Origin of the sequence: Luteibacter aegosomatis (assembly GCF_023078455.1) — a bacterium.
GTDB classification, from domain to species: Bacteria; Pseudomonadota; Gammaproteobacteria; order Xanthomonadales; family Rhodanobacteraceae; genus Luteibacter; species Luteibacter aegosomatis.
The window spans coordinates 1,945,546-1,970,945 of the sequence record NZ_CP095740.1 but is presented as its reverse complement, the minus strand read 5'-3'; the positions used below and the strand labels follow the sequence as shown (position 1 = coordinate 1,970,945).

Sequence of the window (25,400 nt, the reverse complement as noted above, 5' to 3'; positions counted from 1 at the left end):
ATCGCCCCGGCGACGTCCCGCCGGGGCGACGGGTATCAGCGATGGGCAGGAATCGTCACGGTCGGCTCGCCATTGCCCAACCGCGTGGTGGTGGCCGCGGGCTTGCCGGCGGCGGCTCCGCCCGTATACGGACGCAGCGACTCGAACTTGCGCTGGTATTCGTCGGTGACCTGCTTGGCGTCATTGCCGTCGGTGATGACCTTGGGCGTGATCAGCACCAGCAGTTCCGTGCGGTCGCGGGTGCGGGACGTGCTGCCGAACAGGCGACCGAAGATGGGAATACGGTTGAGGCCCGGGATACCGGTGTCCGAAAGCACGTCGTTCTGCTGGATCATGCCGCCCAGCAGCACGGTTTGCCCACTCTGCACCGCCACCTGCGTGGCGACCTCGCGCTGGTTGATCGGGAAGTTGCCCGAAGCGTCCCGTGATCCCGGCGAGCTGACCACCTGGCTCACGTTCATGTAGACCAGGCCGCCCGGGTTCACGCGCGGGCGCACGTTGAGGATCACGCCGGTGTCCTTGTACTCCACCTCGCCGAACGTGTTGTCCGTATTCGAATTGGTGTTGACGAAGGTCTGCGTGATGGGAAGCTGCTGGCCGACCTGGATGTGCGCCTTCTGGTTGTTCATCACCACCAGCGAGGGTGCCGACAACACCTTGGTATTGCCGTTCTGCTCCAGCGCATGCAGGGCGACGGCGATGTTGTTGTTCACGAACGAGTAGAAGAACGCGTCCTTGGCCGGATTGTAGACGTTACCGGCGTTACCGAACGCCCATTGCTGCTTGTTGCCCGGCTGGCCCACCGAACCGTTGGTGCCGCCCACGAGGCCTTCGAGGTACCACTGCACGCCGAATTCGAGGTCGCCGTGCAACGCGACTTCGAGGATGCGCGTCTCGATCTGTACTTGCAGCGGCACGGCATCCAGGCGCTTGATGGCCTGCTCGATCTCCGACCACTGCGACGGACGGCAACGCACCATCAACTGGTTGTTGTTGTCGACCGAGGTGATGCGCACGCCGTCTTCGGTGGTGATGGGGCCGCTGCGCTGGCGGCGCGGGGAGTCCAGGTCGCTGAAGCCGCTGCCGGCGAAACCGCCACCGCTGCTGCTGTACGAGCCACCGCCGAGGCCGCCGCTCGTGCCCGACGAGGACATGCCGCTGCCGAGTCCGTTGTTGTTGCTCGTGCTGCCAAGGATGCCCGAACTCGAGGACGAGCTGTTGCCGAAGCCACTCGTGGTGCTGCCCAACCCCGAACCGCCGCGGTTGCCCAGGTCGCTGTCGCCGCCGAGCGTACCCGAGGTGAGGCCGGGACCGACCCTGCCGCCGCTGTCGCCCGAACGGCCGCCACCCGAACCGCCGCCGTAGATGTCCGACAGGTAATCGGCCAGGTCCGCGGCCTGCACGTTGCGCACGTCGTAGACGTAGAGCTGCGGCTCGTTGCCGCCGCCCCGGTCGATCCGATCGATCCAGCTGCGCACTTCATCGAGGTAGTCCGCCTGCGGGCTGATCACCACCAGCGAGTTCGTGCGCTCGATGGGAATGAAGCGCAGCAGCCCGGCCATGGGCGTATTGCCCTTGTCGCCGAACAGTTTGTCGAGCATCGGCGTGAGGTCTTTCACTTCCGCGCGTTGCAGGCTGAACACGCCCACCGACATACCCTTGAGCCAGTCGACGTCGAACGTCTTCACCGTGCGGTCGTAGTTGTCCAGTTCCGTGGACGTGCCCGCCATCACCAGCACGTTGCGGGTGGGATCGGCCAGCAACGTGGCGTCCGGCCGCGCGAACGGCTTGATCAGCTTCTGCATCTCGGTGGCCGAGATGTAATGCAACGGATACAACCGCGCCTGCAGGCCGCCGGCCGGTGCGTTCGCGCCGATGCTCGGCACCACGTTGCCCGGCACGGCCTCTTTCGAGGGCATCACCACGTAGCGGCCGTTGGTGCGCACCAGGGCGTTGTTGGTCCACGACAGCAGCGTCTCCAGGATAGGAAGCGCCTGCTCGGCCGTGACCGGCTGGGACGTGGAGAACGAGACGTTGCCCTGCACGCCCGGCACGATGGAGTAGTTCTCGTGCAGCAGGTCGCCCAGGATGGCCTTCACCACCGATTCGACCGGCTGGTTTTCGAAATTGAAGGTGACGGTGCCCGCGCCTTCGGCGACGGGCTTGGGTTCGGCCAGGCCCACCGGCTTGACGAACTCGCCGGTGCCGGAGGTGATCTGCGGCGACGCGACGACGGCCGCGGGCGGCTGGCCCGTGGGGCTGACGATCTTCGGACGCGGGGCCGGCTTTTCGGTGCCGGCCAGCGCTTCCCGCTGCAATGCGCCATCATCGTTGGGCTGCGGCAGGGTCGAGCATCCGGCAAGCGCAACCGCGAGCGCCGTGGCGATCAGCGTACTTCTGAGCATGGAACGACGTACTCCCTCGTTATGCGGCTCACGCCGCTCCTCCCGGCGATGCGCCGAATCCCCCAACTCTATAGGGAGGTTCGCTACCGGCGCTAGCACCATGCTGCTGAAGTCGCGACACAGGTCCGCCCGAGGGAGACGGCGGGCGGCACCATGCCCCCCGCCGACAGGGGTGTCAGCTTTCCCCTTCGCTCCATGCCTCGTGGAAGTGCCCCTCCCGGTCCCGCCGTTCGAAGGTATGGGCTCCGAAGAAGTCGCGTTGCGCCTGGATGAGATTGGCGGGCAAGACCGCCGAGCGGTAGCTGTCGTAGTAGGCGATGGCGGCCGAAAACCCCGGCACCGGCACGCCCTGACGCACGGCCTGGGCCACCACCTCGCGCAGGGCGCCCTGGTAGTCCCTGGCGATGTCGCGGAAGTGGGGGGCGAGCAGGAGGTTCTTCAGTTGGCCGTCGTGCCGGTAGGCGTCCGTGATCTTCTGGAGGAAACGCGCGCGGATGATGCATCCCGCACGAAAAATCTTAGCGATATCGCCATAGCGGAGGTCCCAGCGGTTCTCCGCGGAGGCCGCCTGCAATTGCGCAAAACCTTGCGCGTAGGAAATGATCTTGCTCATGTAGAGCGCCTTGCGCACGGCCTCCGCGAACGCCTTGCGGTCGCCGTCGAAGGCGGTGGCGGCCGGCCCGGCCAACTGTTTGCTGGCCTCCACGCGCTCGTCCTTCATCGAAGACAACGCGCGCGCGAACACCGCTTCGGTGATCAGCGTGAGCGGCACGCCGAGGTCGAGGGCGCTCTGGCTGGTCCATTTGCCGGTGCCTTTCTGGGCGGCGCGATCGAGGATCACGTCGACCATGGCCTTGCCGGTGTCCTTGTCCTTGTGTTCGAGAATCTTCGCCGTGATCTCGATGAGGAAGCTGTCCAGCTCGCCCTCGTTCCATTCACGATACGTAGCCGCCAGCTCGTCGTTGGACAGGCCCAGCACGTGCTTGAGCACCGCGTAGCTTTCGGCGATCAGCTGCATGTCGCCGTATTCGATGCCGTTGTGCACCATTTTCACGTAGTGGCCCGCGCCGTCGGGGCCGATGTAGGTCACGCAAGGCTCGTTGTCGTCAGGTGCGCGCGCAGCAATCTCGATGAGGATCGGCGACACCAGGTCGTATGCCTCGCGCGGACCGCCGGGCATGATCGACGGGCCCTTGAGCGCCCCTTCCTCGCCGCCGGACACGCCGGTGCCGATGAAATGCAGGCCATGCTTGGCCAACTCTTCGGCCCGGCGGATGGTGTCCTTGTAATAGGTGTTGCCGCCGTCGATGAGGATGTCGCCCTTGTCCAGCAGCGGCACCAGCTGCTCGATCACCGCGTCGGTGCCCTTGCCCGCCTGCACCATCAACAGGATGCGACGCGGTTTTTCCAGCGAGTCGACGAATGCCTCGAGGCTGTAGGTGGGCACCAGCTTGCGCCCCTTGCTTTGGCCCATCACCTCGTCGGTCCGCTCCTTCGTGCGGTTGAAAATGGATACCGAGTGGCCACGGCTTTCGATGTTCCAGGCGAGGTTGCGGCCCATCACGGCCATGCCGATCACGCCGATCTTCTGCTTGCTCACGAGTAGGTCTCCGGTGTCAGGTGAATACCGCCCGTCATTCAATGTGCACCATCCCGCAACCACGAAACGTGACGGCGGCGGTCGGCTATGATGGGGGGCGAACCGGCGGACGGACCGTCCGGATGGGACTGGAAGAACGCATGAACCAGGTGAAGTCGCACAAACGCGACAAGCGTGTCGCCACCGCCCGGGAGGCCCTCGCCGGCCTCGTGGCCGATGGGCAGACGATCGCCGTGGGTGGTTTCGGCCTCTGTGGCATCCCCGAGCTGCTGATCGAAGCCCTTCGCGACTCGGGGGTGAAAGACCTCACCGCCGTATCGAACAACGCCGGCATCGACGGCGTGGGCCTCGGCATGCTGCTGGCCACTCGGCAGATCCGCAAGATGATCTCGTCGTACGTCGGCGAAAACAAGGAATTCGAGCGCCAGTTCCTGGCCGGCGAGCTCGAGGTGGAGTTCACCCCGCAAGGCACGCTCGCCGAGAAGCTGCGCGCCGGCGGCGCCGGCATCCCGGCCTTCTTCACCCGCACCGGCTACGGCACGCAGGTGGCCGAAGGCAAGGAGACCCGCGAATTCGACGGCAACATGTACGTGATGGAGCGTTCCATCGTCGCCGACGTGGCCCTGGTGAAGGCCTGGAAGGCCGATCCGTCCGGCAATCTCGTCTACCGCAAGACCGCGCGCAACTTCAATCCCATGGCCGCCACGGCGGGCAAGGTCTGCGTGGCCGAAGTGGAGATCATGGTCGAGGTGGGCGAGCTGGACCCCGACCAGATCCACACCCCGGGCATCTACGTCGACCGCATCGTGCATAACCCCGCGCCGTCCAAGCGCATCGAACAGCGCACCGTGCGCGCCTGAAGGAGACCTCCATGGCCTGGACCCGTGAACAGATGGCGCAGCGCGCCGCCAAGGAACTCTCCGACGGCGATTACGTGAACCTCGGCATCGGCCTGCCCACGCTGGTGGCCAACCACCTGCCCGAGGGCGTCGACGTCTGGCTGCAGTCCGAAAACGGGCTGCTCGGCATCGGCCCCTTCCCTACCGAAGACGAAGTCGACGCCGACCTGATCAACGCCGGCAAGCAGACGATCACCGCCCGCCAGGGCGCGTCGTACTTCTCCAGTGCCGACTCCTTCGCGATGATCCGCGGCGGCCACGTCGATATTTCCATCCTCGGCGCCATGCAGGTCACCCATGAAGGCGACATCGCCAACTGGATGGTGCCCGGCAAGATGGTCAAGGGCATGGGCGGCGCCATGGACCTGGTGGCCGGCGTCAAACGTGTCGTGGTGCTGATGGAGCACACCGCGAAGGACGGCTCGCCCAAGATCCTGAACCAGTGCAACCTGCCGCTGACCGGCAAGGGCGTGGTCGACCGCATCATCACCGACCTGGCGGTGTTCGACGTGACGCCCAAGGGATTGGAACTGGTCGAGCTGGCCCCCGAAGTGACCGAGGAGCAGGTCCGCGCCGGCACGGAATGCGATTTCGTTTCCAGGGTCTGACAAGACCCGCTCGCTAGGAGCCGATGAATCGGCTCCTACCAGGCAAGCTTCGTAGCGATTTGCAACCGGGGCCCGGAAAAGAAGTCGCCCCGCGGGAAGACGCCTCGGTGTGGGCCTCGGGGGGGAGGTAGGCCAAGACACCGGATGATAGCGTCGCCGCGGGGCGAGGGACCTACCGACCCAGGGGGAGGGGTTGGTGGTAGGTCGAGGTGAATCATAGATTTCCTAGGAAATGTTCGCCAATATATCTTTCAGCGACCACTTATATAAAATTCGACTATGTTCGATCTGCGCCAACTGCGCTACTTCGTCGAGGTGGCCGAAACCCTGAGCTTCACCCAGGCCGCCCAGCGCCTGCACATCTCGCAGCCGCCCCTGTCCCAGCAGATCCTTGCCCTGGAGGGCGACCTGGGCGTGCGCCTGCTTGATCGCAATCGCCGTCGCGTGGCCTTGACCGAACCGGGGCGCATCTTCCTGATCGAAGCGAAGGCCATCCTGGCCCGCGCCGAAAGCGCCCGGACGGTGGTGGCCGAGGCGGCCGCCGGTTTCACCGGCCAGCTGAAACTGGCCTACGCCGCCTCGGTGTCGTTCCACCCCGCCCTGCCCGAAACCCTGCTCCGCTTCAGCCACGCGGCGGTAGGCGTCAGCCTGCACCTGGGCGAAATGCCCACCAAGGCCCAGTACGACGCCATCCTCAGCGGCCAGATCGACCTGGGCCTCCTTCGCGCCCAGCCCGAAGGCATCGCCAATGCACGACAGCTCCATGTCGAGATCATCGACCACGAACCGCTCGTGCTCGCCCTGCCCGCCCGTCACCGACTGGCCGGACGCGAGGCGGTGCGCATGGAAGAACTGGCGAAGGAGCGTTTCGTGGCACCGCCGCGCAGCGAGGCCGCCACGCTGATCGACCGCCTCACCTTGCTGGCCGACAAGGCCCGTTTTCGTCCTAACGTGCGGCAGGAAGCCCAGCAGATTCCGTCCCTGCTGCCGCTGGTGGCCGCTGGCCTGGGCATCGCGCTGGTGCCGGCCTCCCTGCGGGCCGTGCACCTGAAGGGCGTCACCTTCGTTCCGCTGGACGATCCCGAGGCACACCTGCTCCTGGCCGTGGCCAGCCGCGTGGACAACACCTCGCCCGTGCTCGAGAGTTTCCTGCGCACGGTGCGCGAGGCCCGGCAAAGCCTGGGCCTGGCATGAAAGCCGAATCATTACCGGGGCTTGCGTGCACCCCGCCAGATCGCTACAATTCCGTTTTTCCTCGTCTGCAATATCTCAGGAGCTGGCCGTGAAGGTGCTTTCCTCTTTGAAGTCCGCGAAGTCGCGTCACCGTGACTGCAAAGTCGTGCGCCGTCGCGGCAAGGTGTTCGTGATCTGCAAGAGCAACCCGCGTTTCAAGGCTCGTCAGCGCTGATCCAAGCCGCGACGGGTAACGAAGAAGGCCGCTGACGCGGCCTTTTTTATTGCCTCCGCCCGGGGCGTCAGTGCACGTTCACCGCGGCCCAGGCCGCGTCGACCACCTTGACCAAGCCCGGATAGAGATCCCTCGTGGCATTCAGCGTCGCGATTCTCGCATCGGCATAATCGGTGTCGGACGTCATGTAGACCGTGAGCGCGCGATACCAGATCTTCTGGGCCACGTCGCGCCCTACACCACGCAGGTGCGGATGCGAGCCGTGGTTCAGGCTATGGCCCGGACCCGGCTTGGCATGGCAGACCAGGTCATCCGGCGTCAGGTTCCACTTCGTGCCGACGCCGAACCCTTCGGGCACGACGTCGCCCTCCGCGAGCAGGTAGAAGAAGTGGTTGCCCACGCCCGAGGCGTAGTGGGCATTGAGCTGCCCGACCGTGGCATCCCAGCAATCGGCCGAGGCCACCGGTTCGCCGTTGACCGTGTCGACGCCGAGGCTCGGCTTGAACATGTACCGCAACGCCAGGGTGCCGTCGGGGTTGGATGCGAACAGCTTCTCGCCGATCAGATAGTTCGGCGGCTCGTGCGGATCGTTGGCGTGAAACTCCACCATCGTTCCGAAAATGTCGGAGGTGGATTCGTTGAGCGCGCCGGGCTCACCCGTCTGCTCGGGTGCCAGCTTCGCCGTGGCGCCGGTCACGCCGTGGGTCATCTCGTGCCCGGCGACGTCCATGGCGACGAACGGGTTGAACGTGGTGTCGCCGTTCTGGCCGCCGTCACCGTAGAGCATGCCCCGGATATCGTTGCCCTCGGGAAGGGCCGGATCGTTCAGGTCGGCCCATACGGCATTGAGGGATGAGCCGATGAAGCTGACGTGGGCATAGCTCTTCACGCCGGTACCGTCGCCGAGGATGCCTTCGCGATGATGCACGTCGTGGTAGTAGTCCCATGCGGCCGATACGCCGTGGGCGATGTCCGCCGCGGCGCTCTGACGGTTGGCGGCCGTGCCGTCGCCCCATATATTGTCCGGGCTGGTGAAGACGGTGGCGCTATCGAAAGCGTGGGGGATGAAGGCGAGCAGGATCACGTCCAGCCCCGTGCCATCCAGCACGCTGCCGTTGCCGCGCACCGAATCGATGAGTTGGTAGGTGGCACCGTTCGAGCCGTCCACGGCCGTGGTGTTCAGCGGCACGTCGCCGAAGAGGATCGATTTTCCCGTGCCTTCGGCGGCAAGCGACTGGATGAGGTTCCAACGGGTCAATACCTCTCCCGTCCGCGCGTCGGTGAAGTAACGCATGACCGAGGAGCCCTCGCCGTTGGGTTGCCCGACCACGAGGGATTCATACGCCAGCACCGGCTGTCCGCCGCGGGCATAGATCACCAGGTGCGGTGCGCCCACCGAATCCACCTTGCCCGGGCGCGCGGTGAAATCGGTGATCTTCAGGAAATCCGAGGTGACGGCGGCCGTCACCTGCCCGGCGGACACCGACGGCGTGATCGACGGTCGAAACGTGCTGCGCAAGGTGAGGCTCGGATCGCCCACGGCCACGCCCTGGCGGCTGTGCACGACGACATCGCCGCCGATCACCTCCATCCCCTTGTACAAGCGCTTCATGCGTACGTGCTGCGTACCGTCGGCATCGCCGATGGTATCGGTGGCAACGAACGTATCTCCGTCGGCCGCATACATCGGCACACGGTTCTGACTGAGAAAACGTGCCGATATGGCCTGCTCCGCCGCCTGTGCCATCGAACAGCCCAGGACGCACGCGACCGCGGCGGCCAGACGACGATATCCACCCATGCCTTTCATGAGACTCTCTCCCCATCCGTTTGTCGAACCCAGGTTGACCTGCGAGCCGATGCTGCCCGACCCCTTTGGATGAGCAGCATCATTCCTCATGATGTCGGCGGGTATCGTGGGAAAACGTGCGGTGGATCGCATCCGCCGGCACGCGAAGCGAAAGCATGGTTTCGCGCGTTTCGCTAGAAAGATCCTAGCCCCTGGCTTCGCTGGCCAGATAGGGGGAATCGGGAATGTCGGCGGTGTCGCCGAGGGTCACGCAGTTGCGCCCGGCACGCTTGGCGCGATAGAGCGCGGCATCCGCCACCACGAGCAGGCGGTGCAGTTCGAATCCGCATTGCATCGTCGACGCCACGCCGAAGCTGGCGGTGACGTGCAAATGCGGCATGGATTGCGTGGCCGAGGTGGCGGCGATCGACAGGCGCAACTGCTCCGCGCGCGCCCTCGCCTGCGCCGGGTTGCAGTCCGGCAGGAGCACCGCGAATTCCTCGCCGCCCAGCCGACCGAAAACGTCGCAGGCATGCAGCGCACGACGACAGACGTCCACGGCACGCTTGAGCGTTTCGTCGCCCACCGCGTGTCCGTAGGTGTCGTTGACCGACTTGAAGTGATCCAGATCGAAGAGAATGAGGCAGGCGCCGCGGTCCGATCGGGCGCCATAGGCCAGCACGCGGTCGGACTGGTCGACGAAATGCTCGCGGTTGCATATGCCGGTGAGTCCATCGCGTCGCGCGAGCTTCATGAAACGCAGTTGCGATCGACGCAGCCAAAGCACGATCCAGGCGATGACGGCCAGGCACATCAGCAAAACGAAGATGTAGAGCCTGCCGGTTTCCACTTCCTTGCGCGCAAGGGTGCCGGTGAGGCGCAGGATCTCGTTCTGCTTGTTCAGTGCCTCGACTTCGTTCTTGCGCGCCTGCAATTGCTGGTCGACCATCTGGAACGCGAGGCTGCGCGCGCTGATGTCGTTGAGGTACGCCTTGTCCGCCGCCATGAATCGCTCGTGGTAACCGAGCGCGGCATCGAGGTTGCCCAGTCGCTGTTCGACCTTGTAGAGCACTTCGTAGGCCGAGCGCCGCGAATCGGTGAACTCGTCGCGGATGGCTACCGCGACGGCGGACAGCGCTGAGCGTCGTGCATTCGCCATGTCGCCCAGGCGAAGGTAGGCCTGGCCGAGCAGTGCGTCGAACTCGGCCATCAGCACCGGGTAGTTCAACCCCCGCAGCTCGTCGCGATGGGTCGTGAGTATCTTCACCGCTTCCGACGGACGGTCGTGAGCGAGGTAAAACGCGGCGATGTCGGCGCGCATGGTCTGCGCGAACACCGCATCGCCCGGACGCGTGCAGGCGGCGATGGCCTCGTCGTACAACGGGTCCAGCGTGTCCAGGCGGCCGCCTTCGCGGCGTGCGCGAAGCAGGTGCTGCACACCCTTGCAGATCGTTTCACCCGGGGGAGGATCGGCGATCATCTCACGCGCATAGCTTTCGGCCTGGTCGAACTGCCCCGCCGAACTCAGCAGCTGCGATGCCTCGCCCAGGCCCATGAAGCGCGCCCGCTTGTCGCGGATCGACGGCATCATCTCCTGAAGCCGGGCCAGCCTGAGATAGGCTTCCTCGTAGCGGTGCCCTACCCCGAGAAGGTTGATCAGCGTCGCCGTGGCGCGAAAACGCAACACGACGTCGGACGATCCGTCGGCCACGCCTTCGAGCAGGCGCTTGCCCGACTCGTAATCGCCCACCCATGTCGCCCGCCAACCGCGCAGGAAGTCGTACAACGCACGGTCGTGGGGCGAAAGCGCCATGTCGCCCGCATCCTGAAGCAGGCGCTCGAAGCGGCCGTCGTCCGCGCCCTTGGCCTTGTCGGCTTCGGCAAGCAGCGCCGACGGCGCGGAAGTCGATTCGCCTTTCGCGGCGACCGGCACGGTGAAGCCCGCCATCGCGACGGCGACCACGCCCATGACGCGACGATATGCCGGGGCCCGCCTCACGGCTTCACGCGTCCGATTCCGGAGGATCATCCGGCTCGACGTCACCGTCGTCGTCGGGCGGCAGCTCGGGCGCACGCTCATGATCGGGACCGAACGGCTCACCCATCTGTGTGGACAGGTAGACGCCCTGCTTCAGCGACAGGCGCAAAGCGTCCGCATCGAGCCCGGCCAGCGCGGCGCGCTGCGGATCGTCGAGTTCGTGTTCGCGAAGCGCTTCAGCAAAACCGTCGCCATGGCGTAGCGACGCATCACGCCCGACGCGCTCCAGAAAATCGATGACGTTCCCCATCCCTCACCCCTTGAGCTCCAGGCCCCCCGACCCCGGCTCAGACGGCGCGCCTCCCCTCGAGGGCACCACGTCGTGGATGATATCGCCTGGAGCGCCCGGCGGAGTAGTAGGCCGGGCGCCATCGGCCGAAGGAACGTGAAGCCCGTCAACGGCCTGGGAGAAGCCCTCCCGGAGACCGGCATCGACGGAAGGGCATAGACCGGACGGTCAAAGCAGGGCCGCCGCCTTTTGCAGGGCGATCCACACGCCGATCAGGAATGGAATGCCGACCGCGAGCCATGCGAGCACGCCGACGATGCCGAACGCGCCCCGCGCCGCGGAGGCCAGGCTCGCCTCGGACGCCTGTGTCTCGTGCTGCAGTGAGCGTTCGTGGCGAAGCTGCTCGTCGCTCATGTGGTGCTTCGGATCCACCGGCCTCACGAGGAGGTTGCAGATCAGTCCGACGAGGAGCAATCCGGCGAGGATGTAGAGGGTCCGGTCGTAGACGAGGTTCTTCGCCACGCCTGCCGCCAGTTGCGCTTCGCGGATGCCGGCAATGAGCACGGGACCCACCACGCCTGCCACCGACCAGGCCGTGAGCAGTCGCCCGTGGATGGCGCCGACCATCTGCGTGCCGAAGATATCGGCCAGGTAAGCCGGCACGGTCGCGAAACCGCCACCGTACATCGAGATGATCACGCACACGGTGATGACGAACAGCCCGGCCATGGCCTGATGCCCCATCGAGGGAAGCAGGCAGTACAGCACGATGCCGAGGATGAAGAAGATGCAGTAGGTGAACTTGCGGCCGAGGAAGTCCGAGGTGGACGCCCAGAACAGGCGCCCCACGCTATTGAACAGGCTGATGAGGCCCACCAGGCCCGCAGCGGCGGCCGCGATGGCGGCTTTCTGCGCGGCACTCAGCTCGGTGCCGGGAGCCACCCCCAGCAGGCCGCCGCCGAAGACGTCCTGCAACATCGGGCTGGCCATCGAGATCACGCCGATGCCTGCCGTGACGTTCATGCAGAGCACGCCCCAGATGAGCCAGAACTGCGGCGTCTTCCACGCGCGGCTCAGGTGCACGTGCCCATGCGTGATGAGCGGCGCATGCTTGGACGCCACGTTGCCGGGTTGCCAGCCCAGTGGTTTCCAGCCCACCGGGGGCACGCGGAAACCGAAGGCGCCCAGCGACATCACCACGAAATACAGCGCCCCCATCACCATCAGGGTCGTGGCGACACCCGGCACATCGCCCTTGGTGAACGTATCCATGAGCTTGACGGCGATGGGCGCGCCGATCATCGCGCCGCCGCCGTAACCCATGATCGCGAAGCCGGTGGCGAGGCCACGGCGGTCGGGGAACCACTTGATGAGCGTCGATACGGGCGTGATGTAACCCAGTCCCTGCCCCACGCCGCCCAGCAATCCGCAGCCGAGGTACACCAGCCAGAGCTGGTGGATGGCGACGCCGATACCGCCCAGGATGAGACCACCGCCCCAGCAGCAGGCGGCGATGAAACCGGCCTTGCGAGGGCCGGCGTGTTCCAGCCACCCGCCCCAGATCGCGGCGGCGAGACCGAGCATGGCGATGAAGGTCTCGAAGACGTGGTTGACCGACGGCACCGTCCAGTTGCAGGTCGTGGTGGTGAGCTGATCGAGGAAGCCCTGGTTCGCGCACAGGGCGGCGTCGGCCCCCGGCACCAGCTTGGTCATCGGCAGCCAGAACACGGAAAACCCGTAGGCCATGCCGATGCACAGATGAATGGCCAGGGCCGCGGTCGGCACCAGCCAGCGGTTGAAGGAAGGCCCCGCGATCGTCCGCTCGCGAGCCAGCCATCCGGCACCGCGGCCGGTCACCTCAGCAATAGCCATCCTTCACCCCATCGTTGTCGGTTATCCCCGCGTCGCATCTTAGGCGAGTTTGGGGGTGGTGCCACCCTACCTTCGTATTAAAGGGTGGGTGCCTCGGCTTGGTCATCGGGTTGTACTGGGGAGCCGGGGCGCGGAGGCCACCACGGCGATTCCCCTCGAACGCTTTCGTTGCGTGGGCAAGAAGCCAGCGAACGAGGGATCTCGTTACTCACTGCGCGCTCGTGCGAGACGGCGCCGCTTATCCGCCACACCTTCGCTTTGAACGCCGATGGCAGGCATTGCCTGACGTGCGATGACGGTTGACCTATTTGCCAACCCATAAGATAGTTAATGGCAACTTTCGAATGCCATATCAAACGCCATCAACTGGACCTACCGCCGAACCAAGGATGCTCGTGAACCGTCGAACAGGGACGCTGCTCGTGCCGCTCGTGACTCTTTTGCTGGTCGCTTGCAACAAAAAGGATCTCAGCCCGCTGCCTCTCAATCCGCATCCCAAGGAGGCGCTGCTGGCACCGAGCCTCTATTTCATCCCTGCACCTTTGCAACCGTATCGACAGGCCTGACGGACTATATGGATTTTCATACGTGGATTAGGTTTTCTATCCTGTTCTTATACCCGGAACCTAAGGACCTGAGCCCGCCACCCCTCAATCCCCATCCTAACCAAGCGCTGCATATCACCGTGGCGTTCGATAACCCCGAGGATGCCAAGCGCTATGCCATCGTCATGAGCGCGCTATATCAGAACCAGCAACATGAGTGCGGCTATTTTGATCCGATACGTGGGGGAGGCATGTTCATTTATCCCAACCAAAGCTTCGATATTCCGAACGAAAGTCAGGATCCGCAACGAGCCCTGTTCAACATCTATATCGACCGGTACAACCTGCCTAAATGCAACTGGGAACTTGTTTCGCCCTACTTCAAGGTTGTTGACACTCTGACAGGAAGGAGAGCCTTGAGCTCGTGGGGATATTCCAAGGATTTGGTTCCGGGCACCGAATACAAGCATATTTGCCAGTTTCGAGAAGATGATTTCCCGCAAACCTGCTATCACAACAAACCCGTAATAGACGTACCGCATTACAGCCGCATACCCATCACGGTTCAAGTATCCAAAGACTCCGCACTTCTTCGTCCAAGCACTCCCGGTTACTTCGACACCGAAAATTTTGTCAAACCGATACCTCACATTGAAATGAATCCATCATCACCGAAAAACAATCACTAAAAAGTAACCCCCATCCAAGGAAATGGATATGCGCCCCTCCTCCACACAATATGCTTTCCTGTCCCAAAAGATTTATGACCCACTCACTGTCGACGAATACGTTTCTAGCGATGTCCGCCATTATAAGGTGGTCTATACATCGCCACCGTCTTCCGTTAACTACAAGGGAGCAGTATTCCTCGACGAAGAAAACTCGCAGCTCATAGTCGCCAACAAAGGTACCGAAGCATCCAATATCCACGACATCATCGCCGATATGTCCATGGGGATGGGAGCAGCCCCCACGCAATGGCCCGAGGCGGCCAGAACGATGAGATGGGCCCTGGATTACGCCGAGAGAAACCAGATTTCGACGAGCAACATCAGCATCACCGGCCACTCGCTTGGCGGCGCCCTCGCCCAGTTGCAAGCTTCCATGCCGGAATCCGCTGGCGTGCACGCAGAAACGTTCAACGCATATGGCGCCATGCGCTTGGCCCACGACCCGAGTATTCATGTGGACCCGGCATCCGCGCAGGATAGGATCACCAACCACCGCATGTACCATGATCCGGTCTCGGCCTTGGCAACGATGATCGGTCGAAGCGTGGACTACATGGACCTTGCCGATTATCAGCGGCACCAACAAGGTGAGCTGGCTACCCTCGTCGAGCCTAATGCGGTAATGAATGCACACGGCATCAGTAACTTCTGGGACAAGACTAACAATCGCCCCGGAGCGGTATTCGCAAGTAACTACATGGACAAATTCCTCCATCGTCCTCTGGACGACGTGCCAGAAGGCGTTCCGTTAGATCTTGCCTGGCCCCGGTTCGGTCATAGGGAGCGCGCTCCGATGTCACCATTGGCCGCGACGGCTAGCACCGACGACATCTTCGACCACCTGTGCAAGGCCCTCGAACACGACGACGACGGCTTCATGAAAGCGCTTCGGCAGGTCGGCCAAACCCAGTTCGCGCAGGAATTCCACGCGGAGACGGCGCGGCAGATGGATCAGGAAGACCGCGCGAATGCGCTGGAAGCCCAGATCCAGCAGCTCAACGAACAGCAGCAGATGGCGCAGGTCCAGCAGATCAGCGGGCCGGTCATGCGTCACTAAGGAGCAAGGATGTACGAGGAAGGAACCAAGAAGCTCGCCTCGCAGACGGCGATGCTGTTGGAGCGACTGTCGCGCATGAGCGAGTCGATGGAGGAACGGCAACGGCAAGCCATGGAGAAGCAGGAGCGGACGGTGCGGGCTCTGCCCGACGTATTGCGTCAGGCGGCAGATCAGACCTTGAGCGGCATGGCCGAGGAGGCCAGGCAAAGCGTACGAATCGGGTTGAACGAACCACTGGCGGATGTCGCCAGGCGAGCGGATGAGCATCGACGGTTCATGCAGGCCAGCACCGAAGCGATGGCCCGCACCCAACGCAAACTGATCCGTTTCACGCACAAGGCACTTTGGCTGGTGGTGGGGTTACTGACCGTCATCCTTCCCGTCGTCGCGACCGGAAGCTACCTGGGCTGGCACTACGCACAGGTCATCGCGCAGCACCGGATCGAAGCCGATCTGCTCCGGGCCTACAATCAGGCCGACGTTCGTCTTTGCGATACCCACCTCTGCGCGCGCGTGGATCGTTCGGACAAACGCTATGGCGATTACCTTCCCGTCAAGGCGCGTTGATCACTCGAGCCGGACCACGCACTCGATGCCCTGCCGCGCCATCTTCGCGTAAGGACAGATGCGCTCGGTGTGCCTGACCAACGTTTTCGCCACGTCCCTGTCGATGCCGGGCAAGGCAATGCGTACCTCGGCCGCCAGGGTGAAAAGCCCATCCTCGGGATCGCGACCGAAGTGGATCGATGCCGTGACCGATGCATCGGGAATTGGTACGCCTTCGCGCGTCGCGAGCAGGCTCAACGCACCATGAAAGCAGGCGGCGAACCCGGCCGCGAAGAGCTGCTCCGGATTGGTTCCGCCCCCGGAACCGCCCATCTCCGATGGCAGCCGCAGGGAAACGGCCAGCGCGCCGTCCGATGAGCGTGCTTCCCCGGATACGCGCCCGTGCCGGCTATCGCCTCCGGTAACGGTCACGGTGGCCGTGTACAACGGCGAGAATGCGGTGCCGTCGTAGCGGTCGAGGAACGACGGGGGAAGTGCGTGCGAGGTCAAGGGAGCGGTTCCGTCAGGCCGACGCGGGTCTCACGTAGCGAGAGCGATCGAGCTGTTCCAGCCAAGCCTCGAAACCGACCGGAGCCCGCTCGAAGTCCTGACCAGGCAACAACGACGCCGGTTCCAGGTGCGCGCCGAAGTACGGTTCAGCAGCATCGCCCCTGACCGACCGACGGTCGCCCAGGACGCCCAGGAATCGCCTCACCAACTCGTCCATCGTCCACCGTTGGGGTCCTCCGATCTCTACCACGCCCATGCGAGGCTCGCGCAACGCATGGCGGACCACGGCGTCGGCCACGTCGTCGGATGCGATGGGCTGCATCCAGCCGGTGGGTATCGTGATCGTGTCGCCGCCGCCCGCGTTGCGCACGATCCCGTCGAGGAATTCGAAGAACTGCGTGGAGCGCACGATGGTGTACGGTATGCCGCCATCGCGAATCCCCTTCTCCTGCGCGGCCTTGCCTCGCATGTAACCGCTGCCGGTCAACGTATCGCAGTTCACCACGGACAGGGCCAGGTGATGTTTCACGCCCGCACGCCGTTCCGCCGCGGCGATGTTCGCGGACGATCGCGTGAAGAAGTCCAGCACCGCGTCGTCGGCGAACGAAGGCGAATTCGCCAGATCGACCACGATGTCCATCGCGCTCATCGCGGCATCGAGGCCTTCGCCCGACACGGTGTCGACCCCGGACGAAGGGGATCCCACCGCGACCTCGTGGCCTTTGTCGCGTAACCGCCGCACCACCTTGGAGCCGATCAGGCCGGTACCGCCGATCACCAGGATATTCATGGACAGATCCTCGAATGACGTGGGTATCAGGCTAAGCGCCCGCTCCCCGCCACGGTAGCGCCGTGGCGGTGCTCACGCTGTTGCCGCCAGCGCACCAATCTCCGTTTCGTGTCCGCCGTCGAGGTCGAGCGCGCGGATCGACGCGATCATGTGGTCGATGAACACACGGATGCGCGAAGGCATCTGGCGACGGCTCAGGTAACAGAGATAGTGTCCCCGGTCGTCGGGTGCGTATTGCGGCAGGCAGGCCACGAGGCGGCCGTCGTCGAGGTATTCGCGCACCTGGTAGCCCGGTAACTGGGCAAACCCCTGCCCACCGAGCGCGGCCCTCGACACCAGGTCCGCATCGTTGAACGACAGCATCGAGCCCGGCGTGAGCCGCCTGGCCTTGCCATCTTCACGGAACTCCCATTCCATGGCGCGACCGTTGGGGAGCCGAAGACTCAGGCAGTCACCCAGCGGAAGATCGTCGACGGACGCCGGCGCGCCGTGCCGCCTGAGGTAATCCGGCGAAGCGCAAAGGAACAACCGCATCGGCACGATGCGCCGGGCGACCACGTCGCTGTCCTCCATGCGGCCGTCGCGAAAGGCCACGTCGACGCGATCGCCGGTGAAATCGGCGGGACGATCGTCCAGCAGCAAGTCGACCGCGATCTCCGGGTACAGCGCGCGAAAGCCATACAGCAGAGGGGCTACCACGTGGCGGCCGAAACCCACCGGGGCACTCACCCGCAGTTGGCCGCGGGGCGGCCCATCGCGCAGCTCGCGCATGTCTTCCAGGGCCTGCGCGATGCGGTCGACGCCCGGTCGGCAGTTCTCGTAGAACAACTCGCCTTCGCGCGTGAGGGTGGTGCTTCTCGTGGTGCGCGCGAACAGCCGCGCGCCCACCTGCCCCTCCAGCTTCTGCACGCTCCGGCTGACCGCCGAGCGCCCGATGCCCAGCCGGTCGGCGGCCCGGGCAAAGCTGCCCTCCGCCACCACGGCGATGAAGGCCACCACGCCTGCGTAGCTGGCCGAGAAAGTGGACGCAAGGGCGTCGCCCGGGTTGTTCATGTCGATAGCCTCCATCCCATAGACCGAAGACGGGGCGGCGTTGCCGTTTGTGACATGGGATTGGTGTGTCCGATGCAACACCGTGGTCACGTCGCCACGGCTACCGCGCTAGCCGCGGCGCGCCTAGCCTGATCGGGACCTATCCACCCACCGAGGAACCGACATGACCCAGCGTCTCGACTACACGCGGCAATCCCCCGACCTGGTGAAGAAGCTCGTGGAACTGAGCATCGCCAACCGCAAGGCGGGCATCGAGCAGTCCATCCTGGACCTCGTGGACCTCCGTGCCTCGCAGATCAACGGCTGCGCCTTCTGCGTGGACATGCACGTGAAGGAGGCCACCCTCCACGGCGAGCGCCCGCTGCGCCTTCATCACGTGGCGACCTGGCGGGAATCCAACCTGTTCACGTCCCGCGAGCGTGCGGCCCTGGCCTGGACCGAGGCGCTCACGAGCATTCCCGCGCAGGGCGTGGGCGACGACCTCTACGAGCACGTGCGCGGCGAGTATTCGGAGAAGGAGCTGTCCGACCTCACCTTCGCGATCATGACCATCAACGCCTGGAACCGGGTGAACGTGGCTTTTCACGTCGTGCCGGGCTCCCAGGACAAGGCTTACGGCCTCGACAAGGCCAACCTGGCCTGATCGGCCCTTCCCGCAGGAGAACGCCATGAACAAGCTCGTTCCGTCGCTTTGCCTCTGCCTGCTGTCGCTGGCCGGCATCGACCTCGCGCATGCCGCCGAGGGTGCGCCCGATGCCAAGGTCGGCGAATTGGTGACCAAGGCCCTCGCCGACTATCCAGGCAAGGACATCACGCTGATCACCGTCGATTACCCGCCCGGTGCGGTCGATCCCGTGCACCGCCACGATGCCCACGCCGTCGTCTACGTGCTGGAGGGCTCCATCGTAATGGGCGTGAAGGGACAGCCCGAACGGACCCTCAACCCCGGCGACACCTTCTACGAAGGACCGAACGACATCCACACGGTAGGCCACAACGCCAGCAAGACGAAGCCGGCCAAGTTCCTGGTATTCATGCTCAAGGACGCGAAGAAGCCGATTCTCACGCCGGTGAACTGAAAGACCTCGACGAGGCGCCCGCTTCGTGTCACAAAGCAAGCGGGTTCCTCGTCCTGGCTTCTCATGAGCGACGCTACCGCCACCTTCACCGCACTCCGGCCCCGCTTGCATGGCATCGCCTATCGGATGCTGGGTTCGGTCGCCGAATCCGAGGACCTGGTCCAGGACATCTGGCTCAGCTGGCACGGCACCGACCCGTCCTCGATCGACAATGCCGAGGCCTGGCTGGTGGCCGCCACCACCCGCCGCGCCATCGACCGCCTGCGGTCCGCGCGCGCCCGGCGCGAGCATTACGTGGGCATCTGGTTGCCCGAACCGGTACTCACCGACGAGGGCACCACGCCGGAAGATCTAGAGGAGCTCGCCAGCGACGTCTCCGTGGCTTTTCTGACGCTGCTCGAGCGGCTCGCGCCCGAAGCGCGCGCCGCCTTTCTGCTGCGCGAGGTGTTCGACACCGATTACGCCGATATCGCCCGCATGCTCGGCAAGAGCGAAGCCGCTTGCCGCCAACTGGTGCATCGCGCGAAGGCGCAAGTGCAGGACGGCCGGCCTCGCTCGACGGTGACGGCCCGCGAGCGGCATCCTGTCCTGATGCGGCGCTTCGCCAGCGCGCTGGCGAGCGGCGATCTCCATGCCATTCGCGACATGCTCGCCGGCGACGCGGTGCTGATGAGCGATGGCGGCGGCAAGGTCAATTCCTTTCCGGAACCGATGGTGGGTGGGGCGCGTATCGCGCAGTTGTTCTACGCACCGCATCTGCGCAAGGACCGTGAACTGCGCATCGAGCTGGCCTTGGTCAATGGGCAATGGGCGGTACTACGCTACTTTGACGACGTGCTGGAGTCGGTGCAGTCGTACGAAACCGATGGGGAGAAGATCGTCGCGGTGTATGTGCAGAGGAATCCGGACAAGCTCGCGCGTTTCATGAACGGCCTGGGTGGGTTCAGAGCCGATGGGGAGGCATCGCCTGCCTGAGCGCAAGACGCTGGGTTCCCGCCTTCGCAGGAACGACGTGAGATTACTTGATACGCGGCGGTGAATCTCTTAGCTCGTCGTTCCTGCGAAGGCAGGAACCCAGCGCCTTGAGCCCGGTTTTCGCGACACCCACAAACGAAAACGCCCCTCGACGAGGGGCGTTTTCGATGACACCATCAAACCGACGGATCAGCTGTACCGAACCCCGGTGATCTCGTAGCTCTTCACCCCGTTCGGCGCCGTGAAGTCGAACTCGTCGCCTTCGCTCTTGCCGATCAGCGCACGCGCGATCGGCGAGGACACGGCGATGAGGTTCTGTTTGATGTCCGCCTCGATGTCGCCCACGATCGTGTAGGTGACTTCGGCTTCGGAGTCGAGGTCGACCAGATCGACGATGGCACCGAACACGATCTTCTTGCCCGCGCCGAGACGCTCGGTGTCGATCACCTCGGCGTTGGACAACGCCGCTTCCAGTTCCTGGATACGGCCTTCGTTGAAGCCGTGCAGCTCGCGGGCGGCATGGTACTCGGCGTTTTCCTTGAGGTCGCCGTGCGCGCGGGCTTCGGCGACGGCGTCGATGAGTTCCTTGCGCTTCGGGCCCTTCAGGTGCTCGAGTTCGGCGCGAAGACGATCGGCGCCTTTCTTGGTAAGCGGGGGACGTGTGCTGCTCATGCGTGAAGCTCCTTGTGCAGGTCCTGCAGGCTGTTCACTTCCGGATCGGTGTGGAAGTCGAGCGAGTGCACCAGGGCACGCGCGCCCGCGACGGTCGTGGAATACGTGACGCGCTGTTGCAAGGCCTCGCGACGGATCGAGAAGGAGTCCGAGATGGCCTGCTTGCCTTCCGTCGTGTTGACGATGTAGACGACCTCGCCGTTCTTGATCAGGTCGACGATGTGCGGACGGCCCTCGAGCACCTTGTTGATGCGCTCGCAGGTCACGCCGTTGTCCTGGAGGAACCTGGCCGTGCCCGCCGTGGCCACGATGGCGTAGCCGCGCTCGGCCACGTCCTTCGCGATGGGCAGCAGGCGGTCCTTGTCGGCGTCACGCACCGACATGAACACCTTGCCCTTCGGCGGCGCCTTGATGCCCGCGGCTTCGTGGCCGCGCGCGAACGCGGCGCCGAAGGTGCGGCCCACGCCCATCACCTCACCGGTGGAGCGCATCTCGGGACCGAGGATCGGGTCGACGTTCTGGAACTTCAGGAACGGGAAGATGGCTTCCTTCACCGAGTAGTACGAAGGGATGATCTCCTTCGTGGCCCCCTGCTCGGCCAGCGTGCGGCCCGCCATGGCGCGCGCGGCGATCTTCGCCAGCGACATGCCGGTGGCCTTGCAGACGAACGGCACGGTGCGCGAGGCGCGGGGATTCACCTCGAGGATGAACACGTCGTCGCCCTGGATGGCGAACTGCGTGTTCATGAGGCCCACGACCTTCAGCTCCTGCGCCATCAGCTTCACCTGGCGGCGCATTTCGTCCTGTACTTCCGGCGAGAGGGAATACGGCGGCAGCGAGCACGAGGAGTCGCCCGAGTGCACGCCGGCCTCCTCGATGTGCTCCATGATGCCGCCCACCAGCACGTTGCCCTCGGCATCGGCCACGATGTCGACGTCGACCTCCACCGCATGGTCGAGGAAGCGGTCGAGCAGCACCGGCGACTCGTTGGACACCTGCACGGCCTCGCGGATGTAGCGCGAGAGGTCGGCGTCGGCGTAGACGATTTCCATGGCGCGGCCGCCCAGCACGTAGCTCGGGCGCACCACCAGGGGATAGCCGATCTCGCGGGCCAGGGCCAGCGCCTCGTCGGCGTTGCGCGCGGTGCGGTTCGGCGGCTGCTTGAGATCCAGCTTCTGGATCATCTTCTGGAAGCGTTCGCGGTCTTCGGCCAGGTCGATGGAATCGGCGCTGGTGCCGATCACCGGCACGCCGGCGGCCTCGAGCGCGCGGGCGAGCTTGAGCGGCGTCTGGCCGCCGTACTGCACGATCACGCCCTTGGGCTTCTCGAGGTCGACGATCTCCAGCACGTCTTCGAGCGTGAGCGGCTCGAAATACAGGCGGTCGGAGGTGTCGTAGTCGGTGGACACGGTTTCCGGGTTGCAGTTGACCATGATGGTTTCGAAACCATCCTCGCGCAGGGCGAGCGCCGCGTGCACGCAGCAGTAGTCGAACTCGATGCCCTGGCCGATGCGGTTCGGACCGCCGCCCAGCACGATGATCTTGTCCTTATTCGTCGGGTTCGCCTCGCATTCCTCCTCGTACGTGGAATACATGTACGCGGTGGTGGTGGCGAATTCGGCGGCGCAGGAGTCGACGCGCTTGTAGACCGGGCGCACGCCCAGCGTGCGACGCAGGTGGCGCACGGCGGCTTCGTCGGTGCCCACCAGCTCGGCCAGGCGCGCGTCGGAGAAGCCCATGCGCTTCAATTCTCGCATGCGCGGCTCGTCGAGCGCGGTGAGGCCCTGGCGCTGCACTTCGCCTTCGGTCATCACGATGTCTTCGAACGCGGCGAGGAACCACGGATCGATGCGGGTGAGGTCGTGCACTTCTTCCAGCGAAAGGCCCGCGCGGAAAGCGTCGGCCACGTGGAACACGCGGTCGGGACGCGGTTCGCGCAGCTCGCGCTTGAGCGTCTGGAAGCCCTCTTCGCTGCCGATGTCGAGACCGGTGGGATTGAGGCCCGTCTTGCCGATTTCCAGGCCGCGCAAGGCCTTCTGCATCGACTCGTGGAACGTGCGGCCCATGGCCATCACCTCGCCCACCGACTTCATCTGCGTGGTGAGGCGCGCGTCGGCCGCCGGGAACTTCTCGAAGGCGAAGCGCGGGATCTTGGTGACGACGTAGTCGATCGACGGCTCGAACGAGGCCGGGGTGAGGCCGCCGGTGATGTCGTTCTTGAGTTCGTCGAGCGTGTAGCCCACGGCGAGCTTGGCGGCGACCTTCGCGATCGGGAAGCCGGTGGCCTTGGAGGCCAGCGCCGAGGAACGCGACACGCGCGGGTTCATCTCGATGACCACGACACGGCCGTCTTCGGCGTTGATGCCGAACTGCACGTTGGAACCGCCGGTGTCGACGCCGATCTTGCGCAGCACCGCGATGGAGGCGTTGCGCAGGCGCTGGTATTCCTTGTCGGTGAGCGTCTGCGCCGGGGCGACGGTGATCGAGTCGCCTGTGTGTACGCCCATCGGGTCGAAGTTTTCGATCGAGCAGACGATGATGCAGTTGTCCGCCTTGTCGCGGACCACTTCCATCTCGAATTCCTTCCAGCCCAGCACCGACTCCTCGACCAGCACTTCGTGCACGGGCGAGAGTTCGAGGCCGCGGCCGACGATCTCGACGAATTCTTCCTTGTTGTAGGCGATGCCGCCGCCCGAGCCGCCCAGGGTGAAGCTGGGACGGATGATCGTCGGGAAGCCGACGGTGGTCTGGATCTCCAGCGCCTGCTCCATCGAGCGGGCCACCGCGGCCTTGGGGCACTCCAGGCCGATGTCGGCCATGGCCTTGCGGAACAGGTCGCGGTCTTCGGCCATGCGGATGGCTTCGCGCGAGGCGCCGATCAGCTCGACGCCGTACTTCTCGAGCACGCCGTTGTCGGCGAGGTCGAGCGCGCAGTTGAGGCCCGTCTGGCCGCCCATCGTGGGCAGCACGGCATCCGGGCGCTCCTTGGCGATGATGCGCTCGACGGTCTGCCAGTTGATCGGCTCGATGTACACGGCGTCGGCCGTGCCGGGATCGGTCATGATCGTCGCCGGGTTCGAATTGACCAGGACGACGCGGTAACCCTCTTCCTTCAGCGCCTTGCAGGCCTGGGCGCCGGAGTAGTCGAACTCGCAGGCCTGGCCGATGACGATCGGGCCGGCGCCGATGATGAGGATGGTCTTGAGGTCGGTGCGCTTTGGCATGGTTTCTCTCGCTAATCGAAGTCGGATGGAAGGTGGCGTGCGGGCGTCAGGACGCCTGCTTCGCCTTGTGCGCTTCCATCGCGGCAATGAACGTGTCGAACAGGTAGCCGACGTCTTCCGGGCCCGGGCTCGCTTCGGGGTGGCCCTGGAAACAGAACGCCGGGCGGTCGGTCAGGGCGAAGCCCTGCAGCGAGCCGTCGAACAGCGAGGTGTGGGTGATGCGCACGTTGGCCGGCAGCGTGGCCGGGTCCACGGCGAAGCCGTGGTTCTGCGAGCTGATCAGCACGCGGCCGGTGTCGTGGTCTTTCACCGGGTGGTTGGCACCGTGGTGGCCGAACTTCATCTTGAGCGTCTTCGCGCCGATGGCCAGGGCCATGATCTGGTGGCCCAGGCAGATACCGAAGACCGGGATCTTCGTGTCGAGGATGGTCTTGGTGGATTCGATGGCGTAATCGCACGCGGCCGGGTCGCCCGGGCCGTTGGCGAGGAAGATGCCGTCGGGATTCATCGCCAGCACGTCGGCGGCCGGCGTCTGCGCGGGCACCACGGTGATGTCGACGCCGCGCCCGGCCAGCAGGCGCAGGATGTTCTGCTTCACGCCGTAGTCGTAGGCCACCACGCGGAACTTCTTCGGCGGGTTGAAGAACGCCTGCTTGTCGAGGTCGTAGACGCCTTCGGTCCACTGGTAGGTGGCGGTGGTGCTGACGACCTTGGCCAGGTCCATGCCGTTGAGGCCCGGGAAGGCCTTCGCCTTGGCCACGGCCGCCTCGGCGTCGATGGCGTCGCCGGCCACGATGCAGCCGTTGAGCGCGCCCTTCTCGCGCAGGATGCGGGTCAGGCGACGGGTGTCGATGCCGGCGATGGCGACCACGTTGTGGCGCTCGAGGTAGTGCGGCAGGGGCTCCTGGCTACGCCAGTTGCTCGCCAGGCGCGGCACGTCGCGCACGATCAGACCGGCCGCGTGCACGCGCGGTGCTTCGACATCGATCGGGTTGGTGCCGGTGTTGCCGATGTGCGGATACGTCAGGGTGACGATCTGCTGGTTGTACGAGGGGTCGGTCAGGATTTCCTGATAGCCGGTCATGGCGGTGTTGAACACCACCTCGCCGACCGTTTCGCCCCGGGCACCGACCGCGTGGCCGTAAAAAACGCTGCCGTCTTCGAGAGCAAGCAGAGCAGGAGTACGCATGGGATGGCCGCCTTCAGGTGCAGCAAAGCCCGCAAGCCAGCTTAAAAGCGGCTCGTGGGCCTTGGGGATGAGGAATCGTTGGGCGGGTAAGAATGATAGGCCTCAAGGCCCCTTCTGTCCACCGGAAAAAGCATGAACGGACGGGGGCGAATCGCCACTGTAATACCGGCCTGACACGATA

General features: G+C 64.7%; 23 protein-coding genes. 11 read left to right on the top strand and 12 right to left on the bottom strand.

All coding sequences use genetic code 11. The features are described from left to right. Nucleotides 1-35: 35 nt before the first annotated feature. Nucleotides 36-2,405 (bottom strand): type II secretion system secretin GspD, encoded by a 2,370-nt coding sequence (gene gspD, locus L2Y94_RS09150; RefSeq protein WP_247374531.1) that lies wholly within the window; start codon nt 2,403-2,405, stop codon nt 36-38. Between the two features lie 175 nt (nt 2,406-2,580). Next, nucleotides 2,581-4,005, bottom strand: a complete 1,425-nt coding sequence (gene gndA / locus L2Y94_RS09145) for an NADP-dependent phosphogluconate dehydrogenase (RefSeq protein ID WP_247374528.1) — start codon at nt 4,003-4,005, stop codon at nt 2,581-2,583. Nucleotides 4,006-4,145: 140 nt separating this feature from the next. On the opposite strand from gndA, the gene L2Y94_RS09140 reads away from it, so the two are divergent. From L2Y94_RS09140 to ykgO, 4 genes are all read left to right on the top strand, one after another. Then, entirely contained in the window at nt 4,146-4,865 is a 720-nt protein-coding gene (locus tag L2Y94_RS09140) for a CoA transferase subunit A (protein ID WP_247374525.1), read from the top strand. 11 nt (nt 4,866-4,876) lie between these two features. After that, nucleotides 4,877-5,512 carry a CoA transferase subunit B gene (locus tag L2Y94_RS09135; protein ID WP_247374522.1) on the top strand — a complete coding sequence of 212 codons (636 nt, stop codon included), beginning with the start codon at nt 4,877-4,879 and terminating at the stop codon, nt 5,510-5,512. 279 nt (nt 5,513-5,791) lie between these two features. Beyond that, complete coding sequence (locus L2Y94_RS09130) at nt 5,792-6,706, top strand: LysR family transcriptional regulator (protein ID WP_247374521.1); 915 nt, start codon at nt 5,792-5,794, stop codon at nt 6,704-6,706. A gap of 88 nt (nt 6,707-6,794) precedes the next feature. Then, on the top strand, nt 6,795-6,920 hold the full coding sequence (gene ykgO, locus L2Y94_RS09125; RefSeq protein WP_029213509.1) for a type B 50S ribosomal protein L36: 126 nt from the start codon (nt 6,795-6,797) through the stop codon (nt 6,918-6,920). A 67-nt stretch (nt 6,921-6,987) separates the two neighbouring features. Here ykgO and L2Y94_RS09120 read toward each other — a convergent pair whose 3' ends face one another. The 4 genes from L2Y94_RS09120 to L2Y94_RS09105 form a co-directional block, all read right to left on the bottom strand. Next, nucleotides 6,988-8,730, bottom strand: a complete 1,743-nt coding sequence (locus tag L2Y94_RS09120) for a M4 family metallopeptidase (RefSeq protein ID WP_247374519.1) — start codon at nt 8,728-8,730, stop codon at nt 6,988-6,990. Nucleotides 8,731-8,914: 184 nt separating this feature from the next. After that, the gene (locus L2Y94_RS09115) at nt 8,915-10,678 is read right to left on the bottom strand and encodes a tetratricopeptide repeat-containing diguanylate cyclase (RefSeq protein WP_247374517.1); all 1,764 of its coding nucleotides are present in this window, start codon (nt 10,676-10,678) and stop codon (nt 8,915-8,917) included. Nucleotides 10,679-10,712: 34 nt separating this feature from the next. Continuing rightward, entirely contained in the window at nt 10,713-10,997 is a 285-nt protein-coding gene (locus L2Y94_RS09110; protein WP_247374516.1) for a hypothetical protein, read from the bottom strand. A 207-nt stretch (nt 10,998-11,204) separates the two neighbouring features. Next, nucleotides 11,205-12,848 carry an OFA family MFS transporter gene (locus tag L2Y94_RS09105; RefSeq protein WP_247374514.1) on the bottom strand — a complete coding sequence of 548 codons (1,644 nt, stop codon included), beginning with the start codon at nt 12,846-12,848 and terminating at the stop codon, nt 11,205-11,207. 395 nt (nt 12,849-13,243) lie between these two features. Between L2Y94_RS09105 and L2Y94_RS09100 the strand changes: the two genes are divergently transcribed. Genes L2Y94_RS09100 through L2Y94_RS09085 form a run of 4 tightly spaced genes read left to right on the top strand, consistent with a single transcriptional unit; the run spans nt 13,244 to nt 15,748 of the window. Next, nucleotides 13,244-13,414 (top strand): hypothetical protein, encoded by a 171-nt coding sequence (locus tag L2Y94_RS09100; protein WP_247374512.1) that lies wholly within the window; start codon nt 13,244-13,246, stop codon nt 13,412-13,414. A gap of 8 nt (nt 13,415-13,422) precedes the next feature. Further along, nucleotides 13,423-14,082, top strand: a complete 660-nt coding sequence (locus L2Y94_RS09095; protein ID WP_247374510.1) for a hypothetical protein — start codon at nt 13,423-13,425, stop codon at nt 14,080-14,082. 28 nt (nt 14,083-14,110) lie between these two features. Continuing rightward, nucleotides 14,111-15,181, top strand: coding sequence for a Tle-like phospholipase domain-containing protein (locus L2Y94_RS09090; protein ID WP_247374508.1), 1,071 nt, complete (start codon nt 14,111-14,113; stop codon nt 15,179-15,181). Between the two features lie 9 nt (nt 15,182-15,190). Continuing rightward, a complete protein-coding gene (locus L2Y94_RS09085) occupies nt 15,191-15,748 on the top strand; it encodes a hypothetical protein (protein WP_247374507.1) in 558 nt (185 codons plus the stop codon). On the opposite strand, the gene L2Y94_RS09080 is transcribed toward L2Y94_RS09085, so the two are convergent. The 3 genes from L2Y94_RS09080 to L2Y94_RS09070 form a co-directional block, all read right to left on the bottom strand. Continuing rightward, entirely contained in the window at nt 15,749-16,237 is a 489-nt protein-coding gene (locus tag L2Y94_RS09080) for an Ohr family peroxiredoxin (RefSeq protein ID WP_283248533.1), read from the bottom strand. It abuts the gene before it with no gap. Between the two features lie 13 nt (nt 16,238-16,250). After that, complete coding sequence (locus L2Y94_RS09075) at nt 16,251-17,027, bottom strand: SDR family oxidoreductase (protein ID WP_247374505.1); 777 nt, start codon at nt 17,025-17,027, stop codon at nt 16,251-16,253. Nucleotides 17,028-17,099: 72 nt separating this feature from the next. Beyond that, nucleotides 17,100-18,080, bottom strand: coding sequence for a LysR family transcriptional regulator (locus tag L2Y94_RS09070; RefSeq protein WP_247374504.1), 981 nt, complete (start codon nt 18,078-18,080; stop codon nt 17,100-17,102). A 163-nt stretch (nt 18,081-18,243) separates the two neighbouring features. Between L2Y94_RS09070 and L2Y94_RS09065 the strand changes: the two genes are divergently transcribed. The 3 genes from L2Y94_RS09065 (at nt 18,244) to L2Y94_RS09055 (ending at nt 20,134) form a co-directional block, all read left to right on the top strand. Continuing rightward, nucleotides 18,244-18,723, top strand: a complete 480-nt coding sequence (locus tag L2Y94_RS09065) for a carboxymuconolactone decarboxylase family protein (protein ID WP_247374503.1) — start codon at nt 18,244-18,246, stop codon at nt 18,721-18,723. A 25-nt stretch (nt 18,724-18,748) separates the two neighbouring features. Beyond that, the gene (locus L2Y94_RS09060) at nt 18,749-19,159 is read left to right on the top strand and encodes a cupin domain-containing protein (protein ID WP_247374501.1); all 411 of its coding nucleotides are present in this window, start codon (nt 18,749-18,751) and stop codon (nt 19,157-19,159) included. A 63-nt stretch (nt 19,160-19,222) separates the two neighbouring features. After that, nucleotides 19,223-20,134 (top strand): RNA polymerase sigma-70 factor, encoded by a 912-nt coding sequence (locus L2Y94_RS09055; protein WP_247374499.1) that lies wholly within the window; start codon nt 19,223-19,225, stop codon nt 20,132-20,134. A gap of 189 nt (nt 20,135-20,323) precedes the next feature. Here the strand turns inward: L2Y94_RS09055 and greA are convergent, their stop codons facing one another. The 3 genes from greA to carA are packed head-to-tail and all read right to left on the bottom strand — an operon-like array spanning nt 20,324 to nt 25,219. Continuing rightward, complete coding sequence (gene greA, locus L2Y94_RS09050) at nt 20,324-20,806, bottom strand: transcription elongation factor GreA (RefSeq protein ID WP_247374497.1); 483 nt, start codon at nt 20,804-20,806, stop codon at nt 20,324-20,326. Next, nucleotides 20,803-24,030, bottom strand: coding sequence for a carbamoyl-phosphate synthase large subunit (gene carB / locus L2Y94_RS09045; protein WP_247374496.1), 3,228 nt, complete (start codon nt 24,028-24,030; stop codon nt 20,803-20,805). The genes greA and carB overlap by 4 nt, the downstream gene beginning before the upstream one ends. A 46-nt stretch (nt 24,031-24,076) precedes the next feature. Continuing rightward, a complete protein-coding gene (gene carA, locus L2Y94_RS09040) occupies nt 24,077-25,219 on the bottom strand; it encodes a glutamine-hydrolyzing carbamoyl-phosphate synthase small subunit (protein ID WP_247374494.1) in 1,143 nt (380 codons plus the stop codon). Nucleotides 25,220-25,400: the final 181 nt, after the last annotated feature.

Excerpts from the sequence above, each read along its gene's own strand:
- gspD (WP_247374531.1), bottom strand. The coding sequence starts at position 2,405 with ATGCTCAGAAGTACGCTGATCGCCACGGCGCTCGCGGTTGCGCTTGCC.
- L2Y94_RS09140 (WP_247374525.1), top strand. The coding sequence starts at position 4,146 with ATGAACCAGGTGAAGTCGCACAAACGCGACAAGCGTGTCGCCACCGCC.
- L2Y94_RS09135 (WP_247374522.1), top strand. The coding sequence starts at position 4,877 with ATGGCCTGGACCCGTGAACAGATGGCGCAGCGCGCCGCCAAGGAACTC.
- L2Y94_RS09130 (WP_247374521.1), top strand. The coding sequence starts at position 5,792 with ATGTTCGATCTGCGCCAACTGCGCTACTTCGTCGAGGTGGCCGAAACC.
- L2Y94_RS09120 (WP_247374519.1), bottom strand. The coding sequence starts at position 8,730 with ATGAAAGGCATGGGTGGATATCGTCGTCTGGCCGCCGCGGTCGCGTGC.
- L2Y94_RS09115 (WP_247374517.1), bottom strand. The coding sequence starts at position 10,678 with ATGGGCGTGGTCGCCGTCGCGATGGCGGGCTTCACCGTGCCGGTCGCC.
- L2Y94_RS09110 (WP_247374516.1), bottom strand. The coding sequence starts at position 10,997 with ATGGGGAACGTCATCGATTTTCTGGAGCGCGTCGGGCGTGATGCGTCG.
- L2Y94_RS09105 (WP_247374514.1), bottom strand. The coding sequence starts at position 12,848 with ATGGCTATTGCTGAGGTGACCGGCCGCGGTGCCGGATGGCTGGCTCGC.
- L2Y94_RS09095 (WP_247374510.1), top strand. The coding sequence starts at position 13,423 with ATGGATTTTCATACGTGGATTAGGTTTTCTATCCTGTTCTTATACCCG.
- L2Y94_RS09090 (WP_247374508.1), top strand. The coding sequence starts at position 14,111 with ATGCGCCCCTCCTCCACACAATATGCTTTCCTGTCCCAAAAGATTTAT.
- L2Y94_RS09085 (WP_247374507.1), top strand. The coding sequence starts at position 15,191 with ATGTACGAGGAAGGAACCAAGAAGCTCGCCTCGCAGACGGCGATGCTG.
- L2Y94_RS09075 (WP_247374505.1), bottom strand. The coding sequence starts at position 17,027 with ATGAATATCCTGGTGATCGGCGGTACCGGCCTGATCGGCTCCAAGGTG.
- L2Y94_RS09070 (WP_247374504.1), bottom strand. The coding sequence starts at position 18,080 with ATGAACAACCCGGGCGACGCCCTTGCGTCCACTTTCTCGGCCAGCTAC.
- L2Y94_RS09065 (WP_247374503.1), top strand. The coding sequence starts at position 18,244 with ATGACCCAGCGTCTCGACTACACGCGGCAATCCCCCGACCTGGTGAAG.
- L2Y94_RS09060 (WP_247374501.1), top strand. The coding sequence starts at position 18,749 with ATGAACAAGCTCGTTCCGTCGCTTTGCCTCTGCCTGCTGTCGCTGGCC.
- L2Y94_RS09055 (WP_247374499.1), top strand. The coding sequence starts at position 19,223 with ATGAGCGACGCTACCGCCACCTTCACCGCACTCCGGCCCCGCTTGCAT.
- greA (WP_247374497.1), bottom strand. The coding sequence starts at position 20,806 with ATGAGCAGCACACGTCCCCCGCTTACCAAGAAAGGCGCCGATCGTCTT.
- carB (WP_247374496.1), bottom strand. The coding sequence starts at position 24,030 with ATGCCAAAGCGCACCGACCTCAAGACCATCCTCATCATCGGCGCCGGC.
- carA (WP_247374494.1), bottom strand. The coding sequence starts at position 25,219 with ATGCGTACTCCTGCTCTGCTTGCTCTCGAAGACGGCAGCGTTTTTTAC.